This is a genomic window from Actinomadura sp. 1N219, assembly GCF_044326405.1.
Lineage (GTDB): Bacteria > Actinomycetota > Actinomycetes > Streptosporangiales > Streptosporangiaceae > Spirillospora.
On record NZ_JBIRAY010000009.1, the window covers coordinates 42775 to 67784 of the forward strand.

1 protein-coding gene (running past both ends of the window) is annotated in these 25010 nt (G+C 69.6%); it reads right to left on the reverse strand.

All 25010 nt of this window come from inside a single coding sequence — locus ACH35V_RS25735, non-ribosomal peptide synthase/polyketide synthase (protein WP_395975746.1), on the reverse strand. Of the gene's 41688 coding nucleotides, 11062 precede the window and 5616 follow it; the stretch shown corresponds to coding positions 11063-36072 (codon 3688, partial, through codon 12024, complete); reading right to left, the first codon wholly in view occupies positions 25006-25008. The start codon and the stop codon both lie outside this window.

A 25010-nucleotide genomic window follows, 5' to 3' on the forward strand; every position in this document is an offset into this window, starting at 1 on the left:
CGACCGGGACGGCGCCAGCGCCTCCACCAGCCGCTCGAACGGGACGTCCTGATGCGCGAACGCGCCCAGGCTCGCCTCCCGCACCCGGCGCAGCACCTGCCGGAACGCCGGGTCGCCCGACAGGTCGGTGCGGATCACCAGCGTGTTGACGAAGAAGCCGACCAGGTCGTCCAGCGACTCGTCGGTGCGCCCCGCGATCGGCGACCCGATCGGGACGTCGGCGCCCGCGCCGAGCCGGGAGAGCGTCACGGCCAGCGCCGCCTGCACGACCATGAACGCCGTCACGCCCTCAGCCCGCGCCAACTCCGCCAGCCGCTCATGCACCTCCGCCGGGACGCGCAGCGGCACCGCATGCCCGCGATGGGTCGCGACGGCCGGGCGCGCGCGGTCCGCCGGAAGGGCCAGTTCCTCCGGCGCCCCGGCGAGGGCGCGCCGCCAGTAGCCGACCTGCGCGGACAACAGGCTGTCCGGATCGGACTCGTCGCCCAGCAGGCCGCGCTGCCACAGGGTGTAGTCGGCGTACTGGACGGACAACGGCTCCCAAGCCGGGGCCATGCCCTGGACGCGTGCCGCGTAGGCGGCCGACAGATCCCGGCTCAGCGGGCCGCGGGACCACCCGTCGCCGGCGATGTGATGCACCACCACCAGGAGGACCCGCTCGTCCTGGCCCGCCTCGAACAGCCACGCGCGAATCGGCACCTCCGCCGCCAGGTCGAACGCGTACCGGGACGCGTCCCGCAGCACCCCCGGCAGGTCATCGGGCGCGACCTGGGACGTTCGCAGCTCCCAGTCCAGGTCGTCGATGCCGAGGATCTGCTGGTGCGGCTCACCATCCACGGCAGGGAAGATCGTGCGCAACGACTCGTGGCGGACGATCACGTCCCGCAGCGCGGCGCGCAGCGCGGGGACGTCCACGTCCCCGGCCAGGCGGACCCGCATCGGAATGTTGTAGGTCGGACTCGGTCCTTCGAGCTGCGCCAGGAACCACAGGCGGCGCTGCGCGAACGACAACGGCACCCGTTCCGGACGCGTGGCTGGGCGCAGGGGCGGACGCGCCTGCGTAGTCGCATCCCTGGCCAGGCGGGCCGCCAGCCCCGCCACCGTCGGCGCCTCGAACAAGGCCCGCAGCGGCAGCTCGACCCCCAGAACCGTGCGGACGCGGGACACCAGCCGGGCCGCCGGCAGCGAATGCCCGCCCAGCCGGAAGAAATCGTCGTCCACCCCGACCGCGCCGAGGCCGAGCACGTCGGCGAACAGCCCGCACAGGATCTCCTCCTGCGGCGTGGCCGGCCCGCGTCCCGCCCCCGTGGAGTACCGCGGCGCGGGCAGCGCCCGGCGGTCCACCTTCCCGTTCGCCGCCAGCGGCAACTCCGCGAGGACGACCACCGCGGCGGGCACCATGTAGTCCGGCAGGCTCCGCGCAACGAACTCGCGCACCCCACCCTCGTCAACGTCCCCGTCGCCGCCGGTGCCAGCGCCATCGGACGGGACGGCATAGGCCGCGAGCCGCACGTCGCCCGGGACGTCTTCCCGGGCGACCACGGCCACCTGCGCCACCCCGGGATGCGCACGGAGGGCGGCCGCTACCTCTTCGAGCTCGACGCGGAACCCGCGGATCTTGACCTGATCGTCCGCCCGGCCCAGGAACACCAGATCCCCGTCAGGCGTCCACTTGGCCAGATCCCCCGTCCGATACATCCGCTCACCCACACCGAACCCGCACGCCACAAACCGCTCCGCCGTCACCCCCGGCCGCCCCACATACCCCCGCGCCAACCCGCGACCGGCCACATACAACTCGCCGACCGCCCCCACCGGAAGCGGCTGAAGATCATCACCCAGCACATACAAGCGGGTATTGGCGATCGGACGCCCGATCGGCACCACCACCCCCACGCCTCGCTGCCCGGCGGTCACCTCATGCACCGCACAACCCACCACCGTCTCGGTCGGGCCGTACTCATTCACCACCACCGCACCCGGCACCAACTCCAGCCACGACGCCACCGCCGCGCCCGGTAACGCCTCACCCCCCACCACCCACCGCCGCGCCGCACCCGCCAACCCCTCGACCGGAAGCGTCTCCGCCAGCAGCGCAAGATGCGCCGGGACCACCTTCACCACATCAAACCCACCACCACCCCGCAGCACCTCCGCCAGGCCCTCCACGCCGCCGTCCCTGCTGATCGAGACCACCGCGCCCGCCGCCAACGGCACCAGCACACTCGTCACCGTCAAATCGAACGCCAACGACGAATGCACCACCGCCCCGCCCTGACCCACCCCATAAGCCCGCGCCGCCCACAACACGTAATTGGCCAGGCCCGCGTGCGTGACCGCCACACCCTTCGGCACACCCGTCGACCCCGACGTGTACATCACATACGCCAACTCACCCCCACCAGCCGACACCGACACCGATACGGGCGGCACCGCCGAGTCTGCGTCCAGGTCCTCCACGGCGATCACCGGCAGGCCGCCCAGGGGCAGATCCTCGGCCATGCTCTTAGTGGTAACGAGCGCGGCTGACTGGCTATCGGTGAGCAGGAAGTCGATTCGTTCGGCCGGATTGCCCGGATCGATCGGGAGGTAGGCGGCACCCGCCTTCCACACCGCCAGGACACTCGCCACCGCATCCACACTCCGCGGCAGACACAACCCCACCACCGCGCCACGACCCACACCCAACCCGGCCAAAACCCCAGCCAACCGCCCAGCACGAGCATCCAACTCCGCATAACTGAACCGCTCATCGCCATCAACGACCGCGACCGCGTCCGGACTACCGGCCACCTGCCGGTCGAAAGCCTCCAGCACCGAACCGACCGGGACGTCCGCCGCGGTGTCATTCCACGCCACCAGCAGCCGCCGCCGCTCCGCCTCGTCCAGAACATCTACGGCGCGCAACGTCCGGTCAGGGTCGGCGGCGACCATCTCCAGCACTCGCGTGAACCAGCCCACGATCCTCGCCACCGTCGACGGATCGAACAGATCCGCCGCACCGACGATCGCCCCACGCAAACCGGCCGGACGGCCCTGTTCGTCGAGCACCTCTTGCAGCGACATGTCCAGGTCGAACCTCGCCATTGCGACCGACCCGTCCAACGGCTCGGTTCCGGCCCGCACGTCGGGCAATGTCAGCGCGGCGCGGTCCGTGTTCTGCACGGTGAGCATCACCTGGAACAGCGGGTGACGTGCCAGCGACCGTTCCGGAGTCAGTTCTTCCACGAGTCGTTCGAAGGGGACGTCCTGGTGCGCGAACGCGCCCAGACTCGCCTCCCTGACCCGGCCCAGAACCTCGCGGAACCGCGGGTCGCCGGACAGATCGGCGCGGATCACCAGCGTGTTGACGAAGAAGCCGACCAGATCGTCCAGGGCCTCATCCGTGCGTCCGGCAATGGCGGTGCCGATCGGGATGTCGGTGCCGCCGCCCAGCCGCGACAACGTGACGGCGAGCGCCGCCTGCAACACCATGAACGCCGTCACACCCTCGGCACGGGCCAGTTCCGCCAGCCGCTGGTGCACTTCGGCCGGGATCTGCAACGGGACGACATGACCGCGATGGCCGGCAATGGGCGGGCGCGGACGATCCGCTGGCAACGCCAGTTCCTCTGGTATCCCGGCCAGTGTCCGGTGCCAGTACTCGATCTGGGTGGACAGCAGGCTGCCGGGGTCGGACTCCTCGCCGAGCAGGTCGCGCTGCCACAGGGTGTAGTCGGCGTACTGGACGGGGAGCGGCTCCCAGTTCGGAGCCTCGTTGCCAAGCCTGGCGGCGTACGCAGCCGACAAGTCTCGACCTAGCGGACCGGTCGACCATCCGTCGCCGGCGATGTGGTGTACGACGACGAGGAGCACCTGCTCGTCCGGTCCGGCCTGGAACAGCCACGCCCGGATCGGGATCTCAGCCGACAGGTCGAACGCGTACCGCGACGCCTGTCCCGCCTCGTCGGGCAGTTCGCCTGGAGTGACCTGGCGGACTTGCAGTTCCCAGTCGAGTTCGTGCGGGTCCAGGATGCGCTGGTACGGCTCGCCGTCCACCGTCGGGAAGACGGTGCGCAGCGACTCGTGCCGGACGATCACGTCCCGCAACGCCGCACCGAGAGCGGCGACGTCCAAGCCACCAGTCAAGCGAATCGTCGTGGGCAGGTTGTAGGTCGGGCTTGGTCCTTCGAGCTGGGCCAGGAACCACAACCGCTGCTGAGCAAACGACAACGGAACCCGCGCCGGGCGCGTGACCGCCGGGCGCAGTGGAGCACGGGTGTGGGCCGGGTCGTCGGACAGCCGTTCGGCGAGCCCGGCGACGGTGGGGGTGTCGAACAACGCCCGCAGCGGCAACTCGACGCCCAGCGCGGTGCGGATGCGCGATACCAGCCGGGCGGCCAGCAGTGAATGCCCGCCCAACCGGAAGAAGTCATCGTCGACCGCGACCGTGTCCAGGCCGAGCACGTCGGCGAACAACCCGCACAGAAGCTCTTCCGGCACCGTGACCGGCGCCCGCCCGGTACCGGTGACGTAGTGCGGGGCGGGTAGTGCGCGCCGGTCGACCTTGCCGTTGACCGTCAGCGGGAACCGCTCCAGCACCACCACCGCCGACGGCACCAAATACCCCGGCAACCGCTCACCCACCGCCGCCAGCACCCGATTCGCCAGACCATTCTCATCGGAGTGAGCGACGGTGATGTAGGCAACCAGACGCTTGTCGCCCGGGACGTCCTCGCGCACGATCACCTCGGCCTGCGCCACCTGCGGCAACGCGGTCAGGGCAGCGTGCACCTCGCCCAACTCGATCCGCATCCCGCGGACCTTCACCTGCGCATCCACCCGCCCCACAAACCGCACCACACCACCGGTGCCCCACACCACCCGATCCCCGGTCCGATACATCCGCTCCCCAGGCTCGAACGGACACGCCACAAACCGCTCCGCCGTGAACCCCGCCCGCCCCACATAACCCCGCGCCAAACCCGCACCCGTGGTGTACAACTCACCCGGCACACCCACCGGCACCGGCACCAACGCATCGTCCAGCACGTACACCCGGCTGCCCATCACCGGGCCGCCCACCGGCACCCCCGCATCCAGTCCCGAACCATCCACCAGGTGGGTGGTGGTGAACACCGTGCACTCGGTCGGCCCGTACACGTTCGTCAACTCCACGCCCGGCACCTCGGCCAGCACCCGCCGGCAATGCTCCACCGACAACACATCCCCACCGGCCCACACCTGCCGCAACCCGGACAGCGCCGACACATCGGCGTCCACCACCTCGTGGAACAACCCCGCCGTCAACCAGACAGTCGTCACCCCGTGGCTGGAGACCAGCTCCCGCAGCTCCGCCGCCGACACCTCGCTGCGGTCGGCGACCGCCACCGCCGCGCCGTTGAGGAGCGCGCCCCACACCTCCAGGGTGGAGGCATCGAACGACACCGACGCCAGCTGACTGACCACATCACCGGGACCCAGCCGCACGTGCGTGGCGACCCGGTCGATCCCGCGATGCAGCACCACCGTGCCCTTGGGCACCCCCGTCGACCCCGACGTATAGATCACCTGCGCCGGATGCTCCGGCCGCAACACCCGCACCGGCGCAACCGCAGCCAAGCCGGCCAACCGCTCGACCGTGCCCGGGTCATCGAGAATCACGATCGGGACGCCGGCATCGGCGAACACAGCGCGCTCGGCCCGCATGGTGATCACGACCGACACCGCAGCGTCCCGGAGCATGAACGCGATCCGCCCTGCCGGGTAGGCGGTGTCGACGGGCACGTAGGCGCCGCCGGCCTTCAGGACGCCCAGCCATGCCACCACCACACCCGCACCACGCCCAGCGGCCACCGCCACCGTCGACTCCGGCCCCACCCCCAACCCCACCAGATGCCGCGCCAGCCGATTCGCCCGCGCATCTAACTCAGCGAAGGTCAGGGCGAAGCCCGCACCCACCACCGCCATCGCGCCCGGAGCCGCCGCGGCCTGCGCCTCGAACCGGTCCGGGACCGTCCCCCAAACCCCATTCCCGCCCGTGTCATTCCAGTCCAACAGCAACCGGTCAAACTCCGCCGGATCCAGCACCGGGACCGCCGCCAACGCCGGATCGGGGCCGCCGCCCAGCACCCCCACCAGCGCGGACACCACGTTCGCGGCCGTCGTGCACATCAACGCGCCGACCGTCTGCGCGTCGATGCCCGGCACCGCCAGCAGACTCACACTCAACCCGGCCGCACCCAGATCATTCACCGACACCGTCAACGGATAATTCGTCCGCTCCTGCGCCACCACCGCACGAACCCCCACCACCCGCTCAGCGGCATCCTCCCGCTCACCGTCATTGCGGACGGTGATGTGCCGGTAATTGAACAACGAGGTGAACAACGGCGCACTGCCCGCGATCCCGCTGGCCTGCTGCGCCACCACCAACGGCGCATGCTCGTGCTCCAGCAGCGCCGCCAGCTGCGCCCGCATCCCCTCCACCGCCGCCCGAACACCGACCTGCCCGGTCCGGACCCGCACCGGCAACGTGTTGATGAACGGGCCGACGACACGGTCTGCGCCCTCACCGGCATTCATCCGGCCGAACAACACCGTCCCGAACACCACGTCATCACGACCGGACAAGGTCGCCAGCACCCGCGACCACACCACATGCAACACCGTCGCCGGACTCACACCGAGCTGCTGGGACACCAGCCGCAGGCCCGTGGTTACTTCATCGGGGATCGGCACCCGCTCGGCGACCAAATCGGTCCCGTCGCCTCGCACGTCGAGGAGCCCGTAGGGCGCGGTCGGCTCGGTGACATCACCGAGCAGCTCGGCGAAGAACCGCTCATGCTCGGAACGGGGAATCTGCCGGGTCTGGGCCACGAAATTGCGGAACGGCAACGCGTCCACCGGCGGCTCGGAACGCCCCGCCAACAACGCCCGCAGCTCCTGCATCAACACGTCCATGCCCAGGTGGTCCTGCACCAGGTGATGCATCCGCACCAAACCCAGCCACCGGCCATCACCCACCTCGGCCACATGCAGATCCATCAACGGCGCACGGCCCAGATCCATCACCGACCCCGCGAGAGCCAGCAACGCCTCCGCAGAATCGACCGCGAGATCGTGCTCGACAATCGGAAGCGCGGCCCGCCGCCACACCACCTGGACGGGCTCCGGCAGTCCCTCCCACACCACGCCCGTGCGGTAGATGTCGTGCCGATCCACCACCTGCTGCAAAGCTTGGACGAATGCGTCCAAGCGGGCTCGCGAGTCGAACTCCACCACCCGCATCGTCACGTAAGCGTCCACACCACCATCGGCCAGCAGGTGATGGAACAGCAGCCCCTCCTGGAGCGGCGCCAACGGATAGATGTCGGCCACGTTCACCGCGCCACCATCGACCTGCGCCGTCACCCGGTCGATCTCGGCCTGGGACAACTCCACCAGCGGCAACATCCCCGGCGTGATCTCCCACGCACCCGCCGGGATCAGGTTCTCCGGGACTTCTACCGAATCGGAACCGGCTGCTTGTGCCAGCCCCGCCGGGGTCGGCGACTCAAACAGCGCCCGCACCGACACCCGCACACCGTGTGCACGTAACCGCTCCACCAGCGAAACCGCCAGCAGCGAATGCCCGCCCAGCCGGAAGAAATCATCCTCCACCCCGACCGAGTCCAAGCCGAGGACCTGAGCGAACACCGCACACAGGACCTCCTCCTGCACCGACACCGGACCCCGCCCCACACCCGACACAAACTCCGGCGCCGGCAACGCCCCACGATCCAACTTCCCGTTACGCGTCAGCGGCAACTCCGGCAAGAACACGACAGCGGCCGGGACCATGTACTCCGGCAACCGCGCAGCGGCGAAGCTCAGCAGCTCGTCCACATCGATGTCGGTGTCGGTGACGAGGTAGGCGATCAGCCGGTCCTCGCGCACGACCACCGCGGCCTGATCCACGTCCGGGTGCTGCTGCACGACGGCCTGGACCTCACCCGGCTCGACCCGGAACCCCCGAATCTTCACCTGCTCATCCGCACGCCCGGCGAACACCAATTGCCCGTCCGGGGCCCACTTGGCCAGGTCACCGGTCCGATACATCCGCTCGCCCGAGCCGAACGGGCACGCCACGAATCGCTCTCCGGTCAACGCCGGGCGGCTCACATACCCGCGCGCCAGCCCGGCACCAGCCACGTAAAGCTCACCGGCAACCCCGACCGGCACCGGGGCGAGTGCGTCGTCCAACACGAACAGGCGGGTGTTGGCGATCGGACGACCGAACGGCACCGGGCCTGACCGATCCGCATCCACCTCACCCGCGGCCACCATCACCGTGGCCTCGGTCGGACCGTAGGTGTTCACCAACCGCCGACCCGCAGACCACACCCGCCCAGCCGACTCGCTGATCGCCTCCGCACCCACCAGCAGCGTCTCCACCCGCGCCAGAACGTCAGGATCCAGCACACCCAGCAGCGACGGCACCACACTGGCCGCCTGCACCCCCGACAACTCCCGCAACCGCTCCGGCTGCCGCCGATGCTCCTCGCCGGCGACCCACAACGTCGCGCCACTGGTCAACGCCACCGCCACATCCAGCACCGAGGCATCGAACCCAAACGAAGCGAACTGCAACACCCCCACACCCGGCCCAGCACCCATCATCCGACCAAAAACCCCCACCAGATTCGCCAGAGAGGAATGCGCGACCGCCACACCCTTCGGCACACCGGTCGAACCCGACGTATAGATCACATACGCCAAACCCGCTGAGTCCACATCCCTCTGTGGCGCGGTGTCCGGCATCGACGCGATCCGCGGGGCGCGGATGCCCTCAGAGGTCAGGACCACCTCTACGCCAGCGTCGGCGAGCATGAAATCCACCCGCTCGCCCGGGAGCTGCGGATCGATCGGCAGATACGCCGCGCCCGCCTTCCACACCCCGACAATCGCCACGACCATCTCGGTGCCACGCGGCAGAGCCAGACCCACCGTCGACTCCGGCCCTACGCCTCGGTCGAACAGATGATGAGCGACGCGGTTCGCGGCAGCGTCCAGCTCCGCGTAGGTCAGCTCCACGCCATCGGCCACCACCGCCACCGCACCCGGAACCGCAACCACCTGACGCTCGAACAACCCCACAACCGACACACCAGACACCGGCGACGCCGTGTCATTCCAGCCTGCGACCAGCAGGTCCCGCTCGGCGGCGTCCAGGACGTCCACCGTGCGCAAGCGCATGTCCGGGGTGGTGGTCACGGATTCGAGGACGCGGGTGAACCAAGCCGCCATCCGTTCGGCGGTCGGCATCTCGAACAGGTCCGCGGACGCGATCACCGCGCCCCGCAGGCCCGCCGGGCGGCCCTGGTCGTCGAAGGTCTCGGACAGCGACACGTCCAGGTCGAAGCGCGCCACCGACATCGAACCGTCCGGCGGCGGAGCGGCGGCGTCCACGCCGGGGAGGTCGAGGGCGGCGCGGCCGGTGTTCTGCACGGTCAGCATCACCTGGAAGAGGGGGTGCCGGGCCAGTGAGCGCGCGGGTGCGAGTTCCTCCACCAGCCGCTCGAACGGGACGTCCTGATGCGCCATCGCGCCCAGGCCGGTCTCGCGAACGCGCCGCAGGACGTGCCGGAACGCCGGGTCGCCGGATAGGTCGGTCCGGATCACCAGTGTGTTGACGAAGAAGCCGACCAGGTCGTCCATGGCCTCGTCGGTGCGGCCCGCGATCGCGGAGCCGATGGGGATGTCCGTGCCGGCCCCGAGTCTGGACAGCGTGACCGCGAGCGCGGCCTGCAAGACCATGAACGGTGTCGCGCCCTCGGATCGGGCCAGCTCCGTCAGCCGCCGGTGCACCTCAGCGGGCACCCGCAAGGGCACGACGTGCCCGCGATGGCTCGCTGCGGGTGGACGTGGACGGTCCGCGGGCAGCACCAGTTCTTCCGGTGCGTCCGCCAGTGTTCGCCGCCAGTACTCGACCTGGGCGAGGAGCAGGCTGTCCGGGTCGGACTCGTCGCCGAGCAGTTCCCGCTGCCACAGCGCATAGTCGGCGTACTGGACGGGCAGCGGTTCCCAGTCCGGGGCCTCGCCGCGCAGGCGGGCCTCGTACGCGGTCGACACGTCACGGCCGAGGGGGGCCATCGACCAGCCGTCCCCCGCGATGTGGTGCACGACCAGGACGAGCACTCGCTCATCGGGTCCGGCCTGGAGCAGCCGGGCCTGGATCGGGACTTCCGCCGACAGGTCGAACGGGTACCGGGACGCGGCCGCCACGGCGTCGGGCAGGTCCTCGGGCGCGACGTCCGACACCCGCAGGTCCCAGTCGAGTTCCGCGGGGCTGAGGATCTTCTGGTGCGGTTCGCCGTCCACGGCCGGGAAGACGGTGCGCAGGGACTCGTGGCGGACGATCACGTCCCGCAACGCGAGGTTCAGGGCGGCGTCGTCCAGCTCGCCGGTCAACCGGACGATCACGGGAAGGTTGTAGGTGGGGCTCGGTCCGTCCAGGTGGGTCAGGAACCAGAGGCGCCGCTGCGCGTACGACAGGGGCACCCGTTCCGGACGTTCGGCGGCGCGCAGCGGGGTACGGGCGGCGTGGCCCGGTCGCGCGGTGTCCTCCGCCGCTAGCGTCGCCGCCAGTTCCGCCACCGTCGGAGCCTCGAACAGTGTCCGGACCTCGACCTCCAGGCCCAGCGCGGCCCGGATCCTCGACACCAGCCGGACCGCGAGGAGCGAGTGTCCGCCGAGTTCGAAGAAACTGTCGTCCACGCCGACCGTGTCCAGCGCGAGGACGTGCGCGAAGACCTCGCAGAGGATCTCCTCCTGCGCCGTCGACGGGCCTCGGCCGGCACCGGCCGCGGTCGCGAGTCCGGGGGCCGGGAGGGCCTTGCGGTCGAGCTTGCCGTTGGCGGTCAGCGGCAGTTCGGGGAGCACGATCACCGCGGCCGGGACCATGTAGTCCGGCAGGCGCCGCGCCATGAAGTCCCGCAGACCGTCGCCGAAGTCCCGTAAACCGTCGTCGCCGGTGGCGTCAGTGTCGTCGGCGAGGACGACGTAGGCCGCGAGCCGCTTGTCTCCGGGTGCGTCCTCGCGGGCGATCACCGCGGCTTGGCGGACGTCCGGACGGGTCAGCAGCAGCGCCTCGATCTCGCCCGGCTCGATGCGGAACCCGCGGACCTTGACCTGCTCGTCCGCACGGCCGCCATAGAGCAGCCGTCCGTCCGAGGTCCAGCGGGCAAGGTCTCCGGTGCGGTACATCCGCTCCCCGGACGACGCGCCGAACGGGCACGCGACGAAGCGTTCGCCGGTCAGCGCCGGGCGTCCGACATAGCCGCGGGCCACCCCGGCTCCGGCGGCGTACAGTTCGCCGGTCACGCTTGCCGGGACCGGGTTGAGCCTGTCGTCCAGGACGAACACGCGGGCGTTGGCGATCGGGGTCCCGATCGTCGGGACGTCGGTAGCCGCGAGCGGGTCCGACATCGACGCGCACACCGTGAACTCCGTCGGGCCATACGCGTTGATCATGCGTCGGCCCGGTGCCCACCGTTCCAGGACGCCCGCGTCCAAAGCCTCGCCCGCCGACACCAGCGTCGAGACCGGCGCCAGATCGTCCACCTCCAGCACGGCCAGGACCGCCGGTGGCAGCGTCGCATGCGTCACCCCATGCCGGGCCACCACATCGACCAGCCCACCGCCCGGGGCCAGTTCGTCCGCAGGGGCCACGACGAGCGCGGCGCCCGAACACAGTGTCACCAGCACTTCCGACACGGCGGCATCGAACCCGATCGAGGCGAACTGCAGCACGCGCGAACCCGGCTCCACCTGGAACCGCACCCGCTGCGCGGCGACCAGATTGACCACCCCGGCATGCGCGACCGCCACACCCTTCGGCGTCCCCGTCGACCCCGACGTGTAGATCACATAGGCCAGGCCGCCGGGGGTGATCGGCACTTCCGGCGCCGTTTCCGGGGCCGCGGCGATCTGCGCCTCGACCAGCGGATCGTCCAGCGCCACCGGCAGGACGCCCCGCAGCGGCAGCTCATCGAGGACGTCCTCCGTGCCCAGCACCACCGGCGTGCGGCTGTCCGCCAGCATGAACGCCGCGCGTTCGGCGGGAAGGCGCGCGTCGACCGGCAGGAACGCCGCGCCCGCCTTCAGCACCCCGAGGACGGCGGTCACCATGCGGGCGCCGCGCGGCACGCAGAGCCCGACCACCGCCTCCGGGCCCACGCCGAGGCCGCGAAGATGATGCGCCAGGCGGTTCGCCGACGCGTCCAGTTCCCGGTACGTCAGCCGGACGTCGTCAGCGATCACCGCGAGGGCGTCGGGCGCGGCCGCGACCTGGCGCGCGAACGGGTCGAGGACGGTGGAGTCGAGGCCACCGGCGGCGGTGTCGTTCCAGTCGAGCAGCAGCCGGCGGCGCTCCTGCGGGTCGAGGACGTCCACGGCGTGGAGGGCGATGTCCGGGCCGCCGCGGAGGGTGTCGGCCAGCGCGCCGACCACGTTCTCCATCGCGGTGCACAGCAGCCGTCCGACCGCCTCCGGATCGATGGGGGCGACCGCCAGCACGACCACGCTCAGCCCGCCGGCGCCGTCGTCGTTGACGGCCACCGCCAGCGGATAGTTGGTCTTGTCCCGGGCGAAGACGCTCCGGACGCCCTCGATCGGCTGCCGCTCGCCGCCGCCGTCCGCCGCCTGATCGACGTGCCGGTAGTTGAACAGCGAGGTGAACAGCGGGACGTCGCCCGCGATGCCGCTGGCCTGCTGCGCCACCGCCAGCGGGGAGTGCTCGTGTTCGAGGAGCGCGGCCAGTTGCGTCCGCATCCCCTCGACGGCGGCCCGGACGCCCGTCCGGTCGGTCCGCACCCGGACGGGCAGCGTGTTGATGAACGGGCCGAGGACGCGGTCGGCGCCCTCACCGGCGTTCATCCGCCCGAACAGGACCGTGCCGAACACGACGTCGTCGCGTCCCGACAGGGCGGCCAGCACCCGCGCCCACACGACATGGGACACCGTCGCCGGGCTGATCCCCAGGGCGCGGGTCACCTGCCGCAGGTCCGCCGCGACGGCGTCGGAGACCGGCATCCGGACGGTCACGACGTCACTGCCGTCGCCGCGCACGTCGAGCAGGGCGAACGGCGCGGTCGGCTCCTCCACGTCGCCCAGCAGTTCGGCGAAGAACCGCTCATGCTCCGCCCTCGGGACCGCCCGGGTCTGGGCCACGAAGCTCCGGAACGGCAACGCCGGCCTCAACTGCTCAGGGTGCCCGGACAGGACGGCCCGCAGTTCCCGCATGAGCACGTCCATGCCCGTGTGGTCCTGGACGAGGTGGTGCATCCGCACCGCACCCAGCCACTTGCCATCCGGTGCCTCGGCCGCATGGACGTCCAGCAGCGGGGCACGGCCCAGATCCATCACCGTGCCGGCCATGGCCAGCAGCTCTTCAACCGAGTCCGGACGCCCATCGCCGATCTCATGCTCGACGACCGGCAGCATCGCGTGCCGCCACACCACCTGGACCGGCTCCGGCACGCCCTCCCACACCACGGCGGTCCGGTACACGTCGTGCCGGTCCACGACCTGCTGCAACGCTTGGACGAACGCGTCCAAGCGGGCCCGCGACCCGAACTCCACCACGACGACCGTGAGATAGACGTCCTCGCCGTCGCCTGCCATCAGATGGTGGAACAGCATGCCTTCCTGAAGCGGCGCCAGCGGATAGATGTCGGCGACATTCGCCGCGCCGCCGTCGACAGCCGCCGCCACGTGGTCGATCTCGGGCTGGGACAGCTCCACCAGCGGCAGCATCCCCGGCGTGATCTGCTGCGCGTCCGCCGGGATCAGGTTCTCCGGCACGTCGACCGAAGCCGGGCCGGCGGTCTGCGCCAGCCCCGCAGGTGTCGGGGACTCGAACAGGGCGCGTACCGACACTGAGACGCCATGTGCACGCAGCCGTTCCACGAGCGAGACCGCGAGCAGCGAATGCCCGCCCAGCCGGAAGAAATCGTCCTCGACCCCGACCGAGTCCAGGCCGAGGACCTGCGCGAACACCTCGCAAAGGATCTCTTCGCGCACGGTGACCGGGGCTCGGCTCGTCCTGGCGTCGGCCCCGTAATCGGGGGCGGGCAGGGCCTTGCGATCCACTTTGCCGTTGCGGGTCAGCGGGAGCTGGGGCAAGAGCACCACGGCGGCCGGGACCATGTACTCCGGCAGCCGCGCGGCCGCGAAGCTCAGCAGCTCGTCCACATCGACGTCGGTGTCAGTGTCGGCGACCACGTAGGCGATCAGCCGGTCCTCGCGCACGACCACCGCCGCCTGGTCCACGTCCGGGTGCTGCTGCACGACGGCTTGGACCTCACCCGGCTCGACCCGGAACCCCCGAATCTTCACCTGCTCATCCGCACGCCCGGCGAACACCAACTGCCCGTCGTCCGTCCACCTGGCCAGGTCACCGGTCCGGTACATCCGCTCCCCGGACGACCCGAACGGGCACGCCACAAACCGCTCACCGGTCAACGCCGGGCGGCTCACATACCCGCGCGCCAACCCCGCGCCAGCCACGTAAAGCTCACCGGCAATCCCCACCGGGACCGGGCAGAGCGCATCGTCCAACACGAACAGGCGAGTGTTGGCGATCGGACGACCGAACGGCACCGGGCCTGACCGATCCGCATCCACCTCACCCGCGGCCACCATCACCGTGGCCTCGGTCGGACCGTAGGTGTTCACCAACCGCCGACCCGCAGACCACGCCCGCGCCGCCGACTCGCTGATCGCCTCCGCACCCACCAGCAGCGTCTCCACCCGCGCCAGAACGTCAGGATCCAGCACACCCAGCAGCGACGGCACCACACTGGCCGCCTGCACCCCCGACAGTTCCCGCAGCCGCTCCGGCTGCCGCCGATGCTCATCGCCGGCAACCCACAACGTCGCACCAGCCGACAACGCCACCGCGACATCCAGCACCGAGGCATCGAACCCAAACGAAGCGAACTGCAACACCCCCACACCCGGCCCAGCACCCATCACCGGACCAAACACCCCCACCAGATTCACCAGAGAGGAATGCGCAACCGCCACACCCTTCGGCACCCCCGTCGACCCCGACGTATAAATCACATACGCCAAACCCGCCGGATCCACGCTCACCTGCGGCGTGGTCTCGGGCATCACGGCCATCTGCGAGTCGGCCAGGTTCTCGGGGGTCAGGAGTACATCTACGCCCGCGTCGGCGAGCATGAAATCCACCCGCTCGGACGGAAGCCCGGGATCGATCGGCAGATACGCTCCGCCCGCCTTCCACACCCCAACAATCGCCACGACCATCTCGGCGCCGCGCGGCAAAGCCAGACCCACCATCGACTCCGGGCCCACACCACGATCGAGCAAGTGATGAGCGACGCGGTTCGCGGCAGCGTCCAGCTCCGCGTAGGTCAACTCCACACCATCGGCCACCACCGCCACCGCACCCGGAACCGCCACCACCTGACGCTCGAACAACCCCACGATGGAAACGCCCGCATCACGTTCTACGGCGGTGTCATTCCATTCCCGTAGCAACCGGTGACGCTCATCGGCGTCAAGCACATCGACTGCATGAAGTGCGACGTCGGGGGCGCCGTCCAATGTGGAGGTGAGTGCGCTGAGCACGTGGTCGAGCGATGTGCGCAATAGCCTTCCGACAACTCGAACGTCGATCGGCTCTATCGCTTCCACGCTGATGCTGAGGCCGTTCGCCCCCAGGTCGTTCACGGCCACGGTCAGCGGATAGTTGGTCCGCTGCTGGACGAAGACAGGCCGGATGCCCTCGATTGACTGCTGCCGGTCGGCATCCACCTCCCGATAGCCGTGCCGATAGTTGAACAGTGAGGTGAACAGAGGCGCATTGCCCTCGATGCCGCTGGCCCGTTGAGCCACCGCCAACGGGGCATGCTCATGTTCGAGCAATGCTCCTAGCTGTGCGCGCATCCCTTCGACAGCCGCCCGGACGCCGAACTCTCCAGTCCGCATCCGCACCGGCAATGTGTTGAAGAACGGGCCTGGCGCTCGGTCCGCGTCCGCGCCGGCGTTCAGCCGTCCGAACAGCACCGTTCCGAACACCACGTCGTCATGGCCCGACAGGGCGGCGAGCACTCGCGCCCACACCACATGCAGGACGGTCGCTGAACTGACGCCCATACGCTGCGCGACCTGCCGTAATTTCACCACCGTTTCAGCGGGAATCGGCGAGACCTCAGAGACCGGCTCAGCGGTGCCGCCCCGCACGTCGAGCAGCCCGAACGGCGCGGTCGGCTCGGTCACGTCACCCAGGAGTTCGGCGAAGAACCGTTCGTGCTCGGATCGGGGGACTCCCCTGGTCTGAGCGACGAAGTTCCGGAATGGCAGGGCCGGAGCCAGCTGGTCCGCCGTCCCGGTAAGGACTGCCCGCAGGTCCTGGATCAGCACGTCCATGCCCAAGTGGTCCTGCACCATGTGGTGCATCCGCACCAAGCCCAGCCACCGGCCCTCGGAAATCTCGGCCGTATGCAGATCCATCAACGGCGCCCGGGTCAGATCCATCGCCGTCCCCGCCGCGGTCATCAGTGCATTGGCCGGGTCACGGTCGACATTGTCGAGTCGGTGTTGGACGACCGGTAGCACGGCATGGCGCCTCACGACTTGAACAGGCTCTCGAAGTCCTTCCCACATCAACGCGGTGCGGTAAATGTCGTGCCTGTTGACGACGTGCTGCAGCGCCTCGGCGAACTCCTCCATCCGGGCCCGGGTGTCGAACTCCAGCATCCGCGCAGTGACGTACACGTCCTGGCCGTCGTCGGCCATCAGGTGGTGGAAGAGCATGCCTTCCTGAAGCGGCGCCAGCGGATACATATCCGCCACATTTCCGGCACCGCCTTCGACCACCCCGACCACTCGATCGATCTCCGCCTCGGACAGTTCCAGCAGCGGCAACATGTCCGGGGTGATCTGGTCGGCGTCGGCGGGAATCAGGTTGTCCGGCACCACCGACGACTTCGCGCCGACGGCCCGTGCCAGGCTCGCCGGGGTCGGCGACTCGAAGAACGCCCGTACCGACACGGAAACACCGCGCGCCCGAAGCCGCGCCACCAATGACACGGCCAGCAACGAGTGCCCGCCCAGTCTGAAGAAGTCGTCGTCCACGCCCACGGACTCGACGCCCAGCACGTCCGCGAATACCTCGCACAGGATTTCCTCCTGCGCTGTGACCGGCCCACGGCCCTCACCCACGGCGAGCTGCGGAACTGGCAGGGCTTTGCGGTCGAGTTTCCCGTTGGCGGTCAGCGGCAACTCTGCCAGCGCGACGACCGCGGACGGGATCATGTGGTCGGGGAGCCGGTCGGCAAGGAAGTCGCGCAGGTCGTCGGTGTGTGCGGGGTCGGTGTCGGGGTCGGCGGGGACGATGTAGGCCACCAGCCGCTCGTCCCGCACGACCACCGCCGCCTGCGCGACATCGGGGTGCTGATGCAGGACGGTCTGGACCTCGCCGGGCTCGACCCGGAACCCGCGGATCTTCACCTGCTCGTCCGCGCGCCCGGCGAACACCAACTGCCCGCCGGGCGTCCACTTCACCAGGTCCCCGGTCCGGTACATCCGCTCCCCGGACGACCCGAACGGGCAGGCCACGAACCGCTCCCCCGTCAACCCGGGGCGGCCCACGTACCCGCGCGCGACGGCGGCGCCCGCGACGTACAGTTCGCCGGGCACGCCTACCGGGACCGGCTGCAGGGAGCCGTCCAGCACGAAGAGGCGGGTGTTGGCGATCGGGGAACCGATTGGGACCATCCCGCCCGCCACCAGTTCGGGAGTCAGCTCAGTGGTGGTGACGCCGATGGTGGTCTCGGTCGGGCCGTAGTGGTTGAACACCCGCCGCTCACCAGCCGCCGCCACCAGCTCACGCGTCCACTCCAACGGGGCCGCCTCGCCGCCCAGCACCACCGACCCGGCCGGAACCAGCCGGTCCATCCCGGCGGCGGCGGTCAACGCCGCCAAATGCGACGGCACCACCTTCACCGCATCAATGCCGTGCGCGGTGAGGTAGTCGGCGACCGCATCGGGGTCGGTGACCGCGTCCGGGTCGAGGATGTGCAGACGGCCGCCGGTGGCCAGGCTGATGAACACCACGGTGTTGCCCAGGTCGGTCACCTGCGCCTGCAACAACCCATACCGGGAGCCAGGGGCCGTCCACCCCAACCTGACCGACACCGACGACACGTAGTTGGCCAGCGACCCGTGCGTCACCGCCACACCCTTCGGCGTCCCCGTCGACCCAGAGGTGTAGATCACGTACGCCAGACCGGACCCATCAAGGGCCACATCCAGCGGCGGGTGGCTTGATGGGCCTGCCGACAGGTCGAGATCGTCCAGGCACACCACCGGTACCCCTGCGGGCGCCTGCGCCAGTGTTCCGGCCGCACTCGCATCGGCCAGCACCAGCCGGGCCCCGGCGTCGGCCAGCATGAACCCGATCCGCTCGACCGGCAGCTCGACATCCAGCGGCAGATACCCCGCCCCCGCCTTCCACACCGCGAGAATCGCCGTGATCGTCTGCACACCGCGCGGCAGGCACAAACCCACCACCGACTCCGGGCCCGCGCCCAGATCACGCAGGTAGTGCGCCAACCGGCTCGACTGGGCGTCCAGTTCCCCGTACGAGACCTCGGCACCGTCCGCCACGACGGCCACCGCTTCCGGCCGGGCCTCCGCCTGCTGGCGGAACGACTTCACGACTGTGGCGCTCTCCAGTTCGACGGCGGTGTCGTTCCACCGGACGAGGACCTGGTCTCGTTCTTGCGGGTCCAGGACGTCCACCGTCGTCAACCGCGTCTCCGGGGACGTGGCCACCGTCTGCAAGACCCGGACGAACCACTCGGCGATCCGTCCCGCCGCGGGCTTGTCGAACAAGTCCGCCGCCACCGTCACCGAACCACGCAACCCAGCCGGACGCCCCACCTCATCAAAGGCCTCCACCACCGACACGTACAGGTCGTACCTCGCCGATGCGACGCCGTCTGTCGCGCCGAGCCCAGCGCCGGTTCGCAGGCCGGGCATGTCCAATGTGGCGTCGCCGGTGTTCTGGAGCGTCAACACCACCTGGGTCAGCGGATGCCGCGCCATCGACCGCGACGGCGCCAACTCCTCCACCAACCGCTCGAACGGGACGTCCTGATGCGCGAACGCACCCAGACTCGCCTCCCGCACCCGCCCCAGCACCTCACGGAACTCAGGATCACCCGACAAATCCGTCCGGATCACCAGCGTGTTGACGAAGAACCCGACCAAGCCGTCCAACGCTTCGTCGTTGCGGCCCGCGACCGCTGAACCGATGGGGATGTCGGTGCCTGCGCCGACCCTGGACAAGGTCACCGCCAGCGCCGCCTGCAACACCATGAACACCGTCACACCCTCAGCACGAGCGACGTCCATCAACGCCTGATGCACCCCGGCCGAAACCCGCAACGGCACCCGATGACCCACATGACTCGGCACCGCCGGACGCACCCGATCCACCGGCAACGCCAACTCCTCCGGCGCACCCGCCAGCGTCCGCCGCCAGTACTCCACCTGCGCCGACAGCAGTTCGTCATCGCCCAGGAGCTCTCGCTGCCATAACGTGTAGTCGGCATACTGGACAGGCAGCGGCTCCCAGTCCGGGACCTCGCCCCGCGACCGCGCCGCATACGCCACAGACAGATCCCGGCCCAGCGGACCCAACGACCAGCCGTCGCTCGCACTGTGGTGCATCACCACCAGCAAGACCCGCTCATCCCGCCCCGCCTCGAACAACCACGCCCGAATCGGCACCTCAACCGACAAATCGAACGCATACCGCGACGCCCGACCCACCGCCTCCGACAGATCCCCCGGCTCCACCGCAGACGTCTCAAGCGCCCAGTCGAGGCCTTCCGGGGCAAGGACCTGCTGGAAGGGCTCACCGTCAGCGGCCGGGAAGACCGTCCGCAACGACTCATGCCGGACGATCACATCCCGCAACGCAGCACCCAACCCAGCCACGTCCAACCCACTCGACAACCGCACCGCCAACGGAACGTTGTACGTCGGACTCGGCCCCTCCAACTGCGCCAAGAACCACAACCGCCGCTGCTCGAAGGACAACGGCACCCGCTCCGGTCGCACTGCCTTCGTCAGCGACGGACGAGGGCTGTCTTGCGAGGGGCCGGCAAGACGAGTTGCAAGTCCCGCCACCGTCGGTGATTCGAACAACGTCCGCAGCGACAGTTCCACGCCCAGGAGGGCGCGTATCCGCGAGATCAGGCGGACGGCGAGCAGCGAATGCCCACCAAGGTCGAAGAAGCTGTCGTCCACCCCGACCGAGGGCAGCTCAAGCACCTGCGCGAACGCGCCGCACAGGATTTCCTCGTGGAGGGTGGCCGGGCCGCGCCCTCCACCGGCGATGTATTCCGGCGCGGGCAGTGCCTTGCGGTCGAGTTTCCCGTTGGAGGTCAGCGGCAGTTCGGAAAGTGCGACTACTGCGGCGGGGACCATGTAGTCCGGCAGCCGCTGCGCCAGGAACTCTCGCAATCCTTCGCCAGTGGGGACGGCGTAGGCCACGAGGCGTTTGTCTCCGGGTGCGTCCTCGCGAGCCACCACGGCGGCTTGGCGGACGTCCGGATGGGTCAGCAGCAGCGCCTCGATCTCGCCCGGTTCGATGCGGAACCCGCGGACCTTCACCTGGTCGTCAGCGCGGCCGCCGTAGAGCAGCCGTCCGTCCGGCGTCCAGTGGGCCAGGTCCCCAGTGCGGTACATCCGCTCCCCGGGCGACGCGCCGAACGGGCAGGCGACAAAGCGCTCGCCGGTCAGCGCCGGGCGTCCGACATAGCCGCGGGCCACTCCGGCACCGGCGGCGTACAGTTCGCCGGTCACGCCTGCCGGGACCGGGTTGAGCCTGTCGTCCAGGACGAACACGCGGGCGTTGGCGATCGGGCTGCCGATCGTCGGGACGTCGCCCGCCGCCAGCGGGTCCGACATCGACGCGCACACCGTGAACTCCGTCGGGCCATACGCGTTGATCATGCGTCGGCCCGGCGCCCACCGTTCCAGGACGCCCGCGTCCAGCGCGTCGCCTGCGGAGACCAGCGTGCGCACCGAGGTCAGGTCGTCGGCGTCCAGCGCGCCGAGCACCGCCGGCGGCAGCGTCGCATGCGTCACCCCATGCCGGGCCACCAGATCCACGAGCCCGCCACCCGGGGCGAGTTCATCGGCAGGGGCCACGACGAGCGCGGCGCCCGAGCACAGTGTCACCAGCACTTCCGACACGGCGGCATCGAACCCGATCGAGGCGAATTGGAGAACGCGCGAATCCGGCTGCACCTGGAACCGCACCCGCTGCGCGGCGACCAGATTGACCAAGCCGGCATGCGCGACCGCCACACCCTTCGGCGTCCCCGTCGACCCCGACGTGTAGATCACATAGGCCAGCGCCGATGCGTTGATCGATACGTCCGGTGCGGTGCCGGGCATCGCGGCGATCTGCGGGTAGTCCAGCCTCACCACCACCGCCGCGACGTCGTCGCCGACCAGGCCCTCGGTTTCGGCGTCATCACCCGTCAGGACCAGCCGGGCCCGGCTGCCGCCGAGCATGAACGCGACCCGCTCGGACGGGTTACGGGGGTCGATCGGCAGGAACGCCGCACCCGCCTTCAACACCCCCAGAACCGCAACGATCAGATCGGCACCACGAGGCAGACACACCCCGACCACCGACTCCGCGCCCACACCCAGAACCAGGAGACGGTGAGCCACGCGGTTCGCCGCCGCGTCCAATTCTCGATAGGACAGCTGGGCGTCGTCACCGATCAGGGCCGGTGCATTCGGCGCCCCCGCCACCTGACGCTCAAACGCCTCGACAATGGTCGAATCGACGGCGGCGTCGACGGCGGTGTCATTCCAATCGATGAGCATGCGGTCGCGCTCCCGCGCGTCCAGGATGCCCACGGCGCTCAGTGTCTGATCCGCGCCGCCCTGAAGAGCATCGGCCAAGGCGTTGACCACGTTCTTCACTGCCGTGCTCAGCAAATGCCCGACGGCCTGCGGGTCGATGGGATCGACTGCGAGGACGACAAGGTTCAGCCCTGCCGCGTCGTCATCGTTGACGGCCACGGTCAGTGGATAGTTGGTCCGGTCCCGGGTGAAGACCGTCCGGATGCCCTGCGTCGTCTGCCGCTTGGCAGGCTCCCCGCCGTCCTGGCCGCCACGGGGAGTGCTTACATGCCAATAGTTGAAGAGGGATGTGAATAGAGGCGTGTCACTCGCAATTCCGCTGGCTCGCTGAGCAATTGCCAGTGGTGCGTGCTCATGCTCCAGGAGAGTCGCGAGCTGGGTCCGCATGAGTTCGACCGCGGCCCGCACTCCGACCTCGCCCGTCCGCAACCGTACGGGCAGTGTGTTGATGAACGGGCCGACGACGCGATCGGCGCCCTCACCAGCATTCATCCGCCCGAACAGGACCGTGCCGAACACGACGTCATCGCGTCCGGACAGGGTGGCCAGCACTCGCGCCCACGCCACATGCAGCACCGTCGCGGAACTGACGCCCAGCTGTCGCGTCACCCATCGCAACTTCTCGACGACCTCGTCTGCCACGGGCAGCGTTCCGGTCGTCACGTCACTGCCGTCACCGCGCACATCGAGCAACCCGTACGGTGCGGTCGGCTCAGTCACGTCCGCTAGCAGTTCGGTGAAGAAACGCTCATGCTCCGCACGCGGAACTCGCCGCGTCTCGGCCACGAAATTGCGGAACGGCAACGCGGTCGCCAGCTCTTCCGCCTGCCCGGCCAGGACTGCCCGCAGTTCCCGGAGAAGAACGTCCATGCCCAGGTGGTCCTGCAGAATGTGGTGCATCCGCACCAAGGCGAGCCACCGGCCATCGTCCGCTTCGGCCACGTGCAGGTCCATCAGCGGCGCGCGCCCCAGATCCATCGCCGACCCCGCGAGAGCGAGCAGTGCCTCCGCAGACTCAACTGCGGGATCGTGCTCGACCATCGGGAGCGAGGCGTTGCGCCACACCACTTGGACGGGTTCCGGCAGCCCTTCCCACACCACGCCCGTGCGGTAGATGTCATGCCGATCGACCAACTGCTGCAACGCCTGGGTGAACTCCTCCATCCGCGTCCGCGAATCGAATTCCAAAGCCCGGACGGTCTGATAAACGTCCTCACCACTGCCTGCCATCAGGTGGTGGAACAGCATGCCTTCCTGCAATGGCGCCAACGGATAGATGTCGGCCACGTTCGCCGCGCCACCATCGACCGCAGCCGTCACCCGGTCGATCTCGCCCTGCGACAACTCCACCAGCGGCAACATCCCCGGCGTGATCTCCCGCGCACCCGCCGGGATCAAATTCTCCGGGACCTCCACCGGCGCCGCGCCCGCCGCCCGCGCCAGCCCCGCCGGGGTCGGCGACTCGAACAGCGCGCGTACCGACACCCGCACACCGCGCGCGCGTAACCGTTCTACGAGCGATACCGCCAGCAGCGAATGCCCGCCCAGCCGGAAGAAATCGTCCTCGACCCCGACCGAGTCCAAGCCGAGGACCTGAGCGAACACCGCACACAGGACCTCCTCCTGCACCGACACCGGACCCCGCCCCGCACCCGACACAAACTCCGGCGCCGGCAACGCCCCACGATCCAACTTCCCGTTCACCGTCAACGGCAACTCCGGCAGCAGCACCACAGCGGCCGGGACCATGTACTCCGGCAACCGCGCCGCCGCGAAGCTCAACAGCTCGTCCACATCGACGTCGGTGTCGGTGTCGGGGACGAGGTAGGCGATCAGCCGGTCCTCGCGCACGACCACCACGCCCTGGGCGACGTCCGGGTGCTGCTGCACGACGGCCTGGACCTCACCCGGCTCGACCCGGAACCCCCGAATCTTCACCTGCTCATCCACGCGCCCGGCGAACACCAACTGCCCGTCGTCCGTCCACCTGGCCAGGTCACCCGTCCGGTACATCCGCTCGCCCGCCTCGAACGGGCACGCCACGAATCGCTCTCCGGTCAACGCCGGGCGGCTCACATACCCGCGCGCCAGCCCGGCACCAGCCACGTAAAGCTCACCGACCACCCCGGCCGGGACGGGTTGAAGGTCATCACCCAGCACATAAAGGCGGGTGTTGGCGATCGGACGACCGAACGACACCGGTCCTGACCGACCCGCATCAACCTCACCCGCAGCCACCATCACCGTGGCCTCGGTCGGACCGTAGGTGTTCACCAGGCGCCGACCCGCAGACCACGCCCGCGCCGCCGACTCACCGATCGCCTCCGCACCCACCAGCAACGTGTCGACGTGCGCCAGATCATCAGGATCCAGCACACCCAGCAGCGACGGCACCACACTGGCCGCCTGCACGCCGGACAACTCGCGGAGTCGCTCCGGCTGCCGCCGATGCTCATCGCCGGCGACCCACAACGTCGCACCAGCCGACAGCGCCACCGCGACATCCAGCACCGAGGCGTCGAACCCAAACGAAGCGAACTGCAACACCCCCACACCCGGACCGGCACCCATCACCGGACCAAACACCCCCACCAGATTCGCCAGGGAGGAATGCGCGACCGCCACACCCTTCGGCACACCGGTCGACCCCGACGTATAGATCACATACGCCAAACCGGCAGGATCCACGCTCACCTGCGGAGCCGTCTCAGGCATCGCAGCGATCTGCGGGTCGGCCAGGTTCTCGGGGGTCAAGAGCACGTCCACGCCAGCGTCGGCGAGCATGAAATCCACCCGCTCGCCCGGAAGCCCGAGGTCGATCGGCAGATACGCCGCGCCTGCCTTCCACACCCCAACAATCGCCACGACCATCTGCACGCTGCGCGGCAGGCGCAGACCCACCGTCGACTCCGGGCCCACACCACGACCGAGCAGATGATGCGCGACGCGGTTCGCGGCAGCGTCCAGGTCGGCGTAGGTCAACTCCATGCCATCGGCCACCACCGCCACCGCACCCGGAACCGCGACCACCTGGCGCTCGAACAGCTCCACAACCGACACGTCGA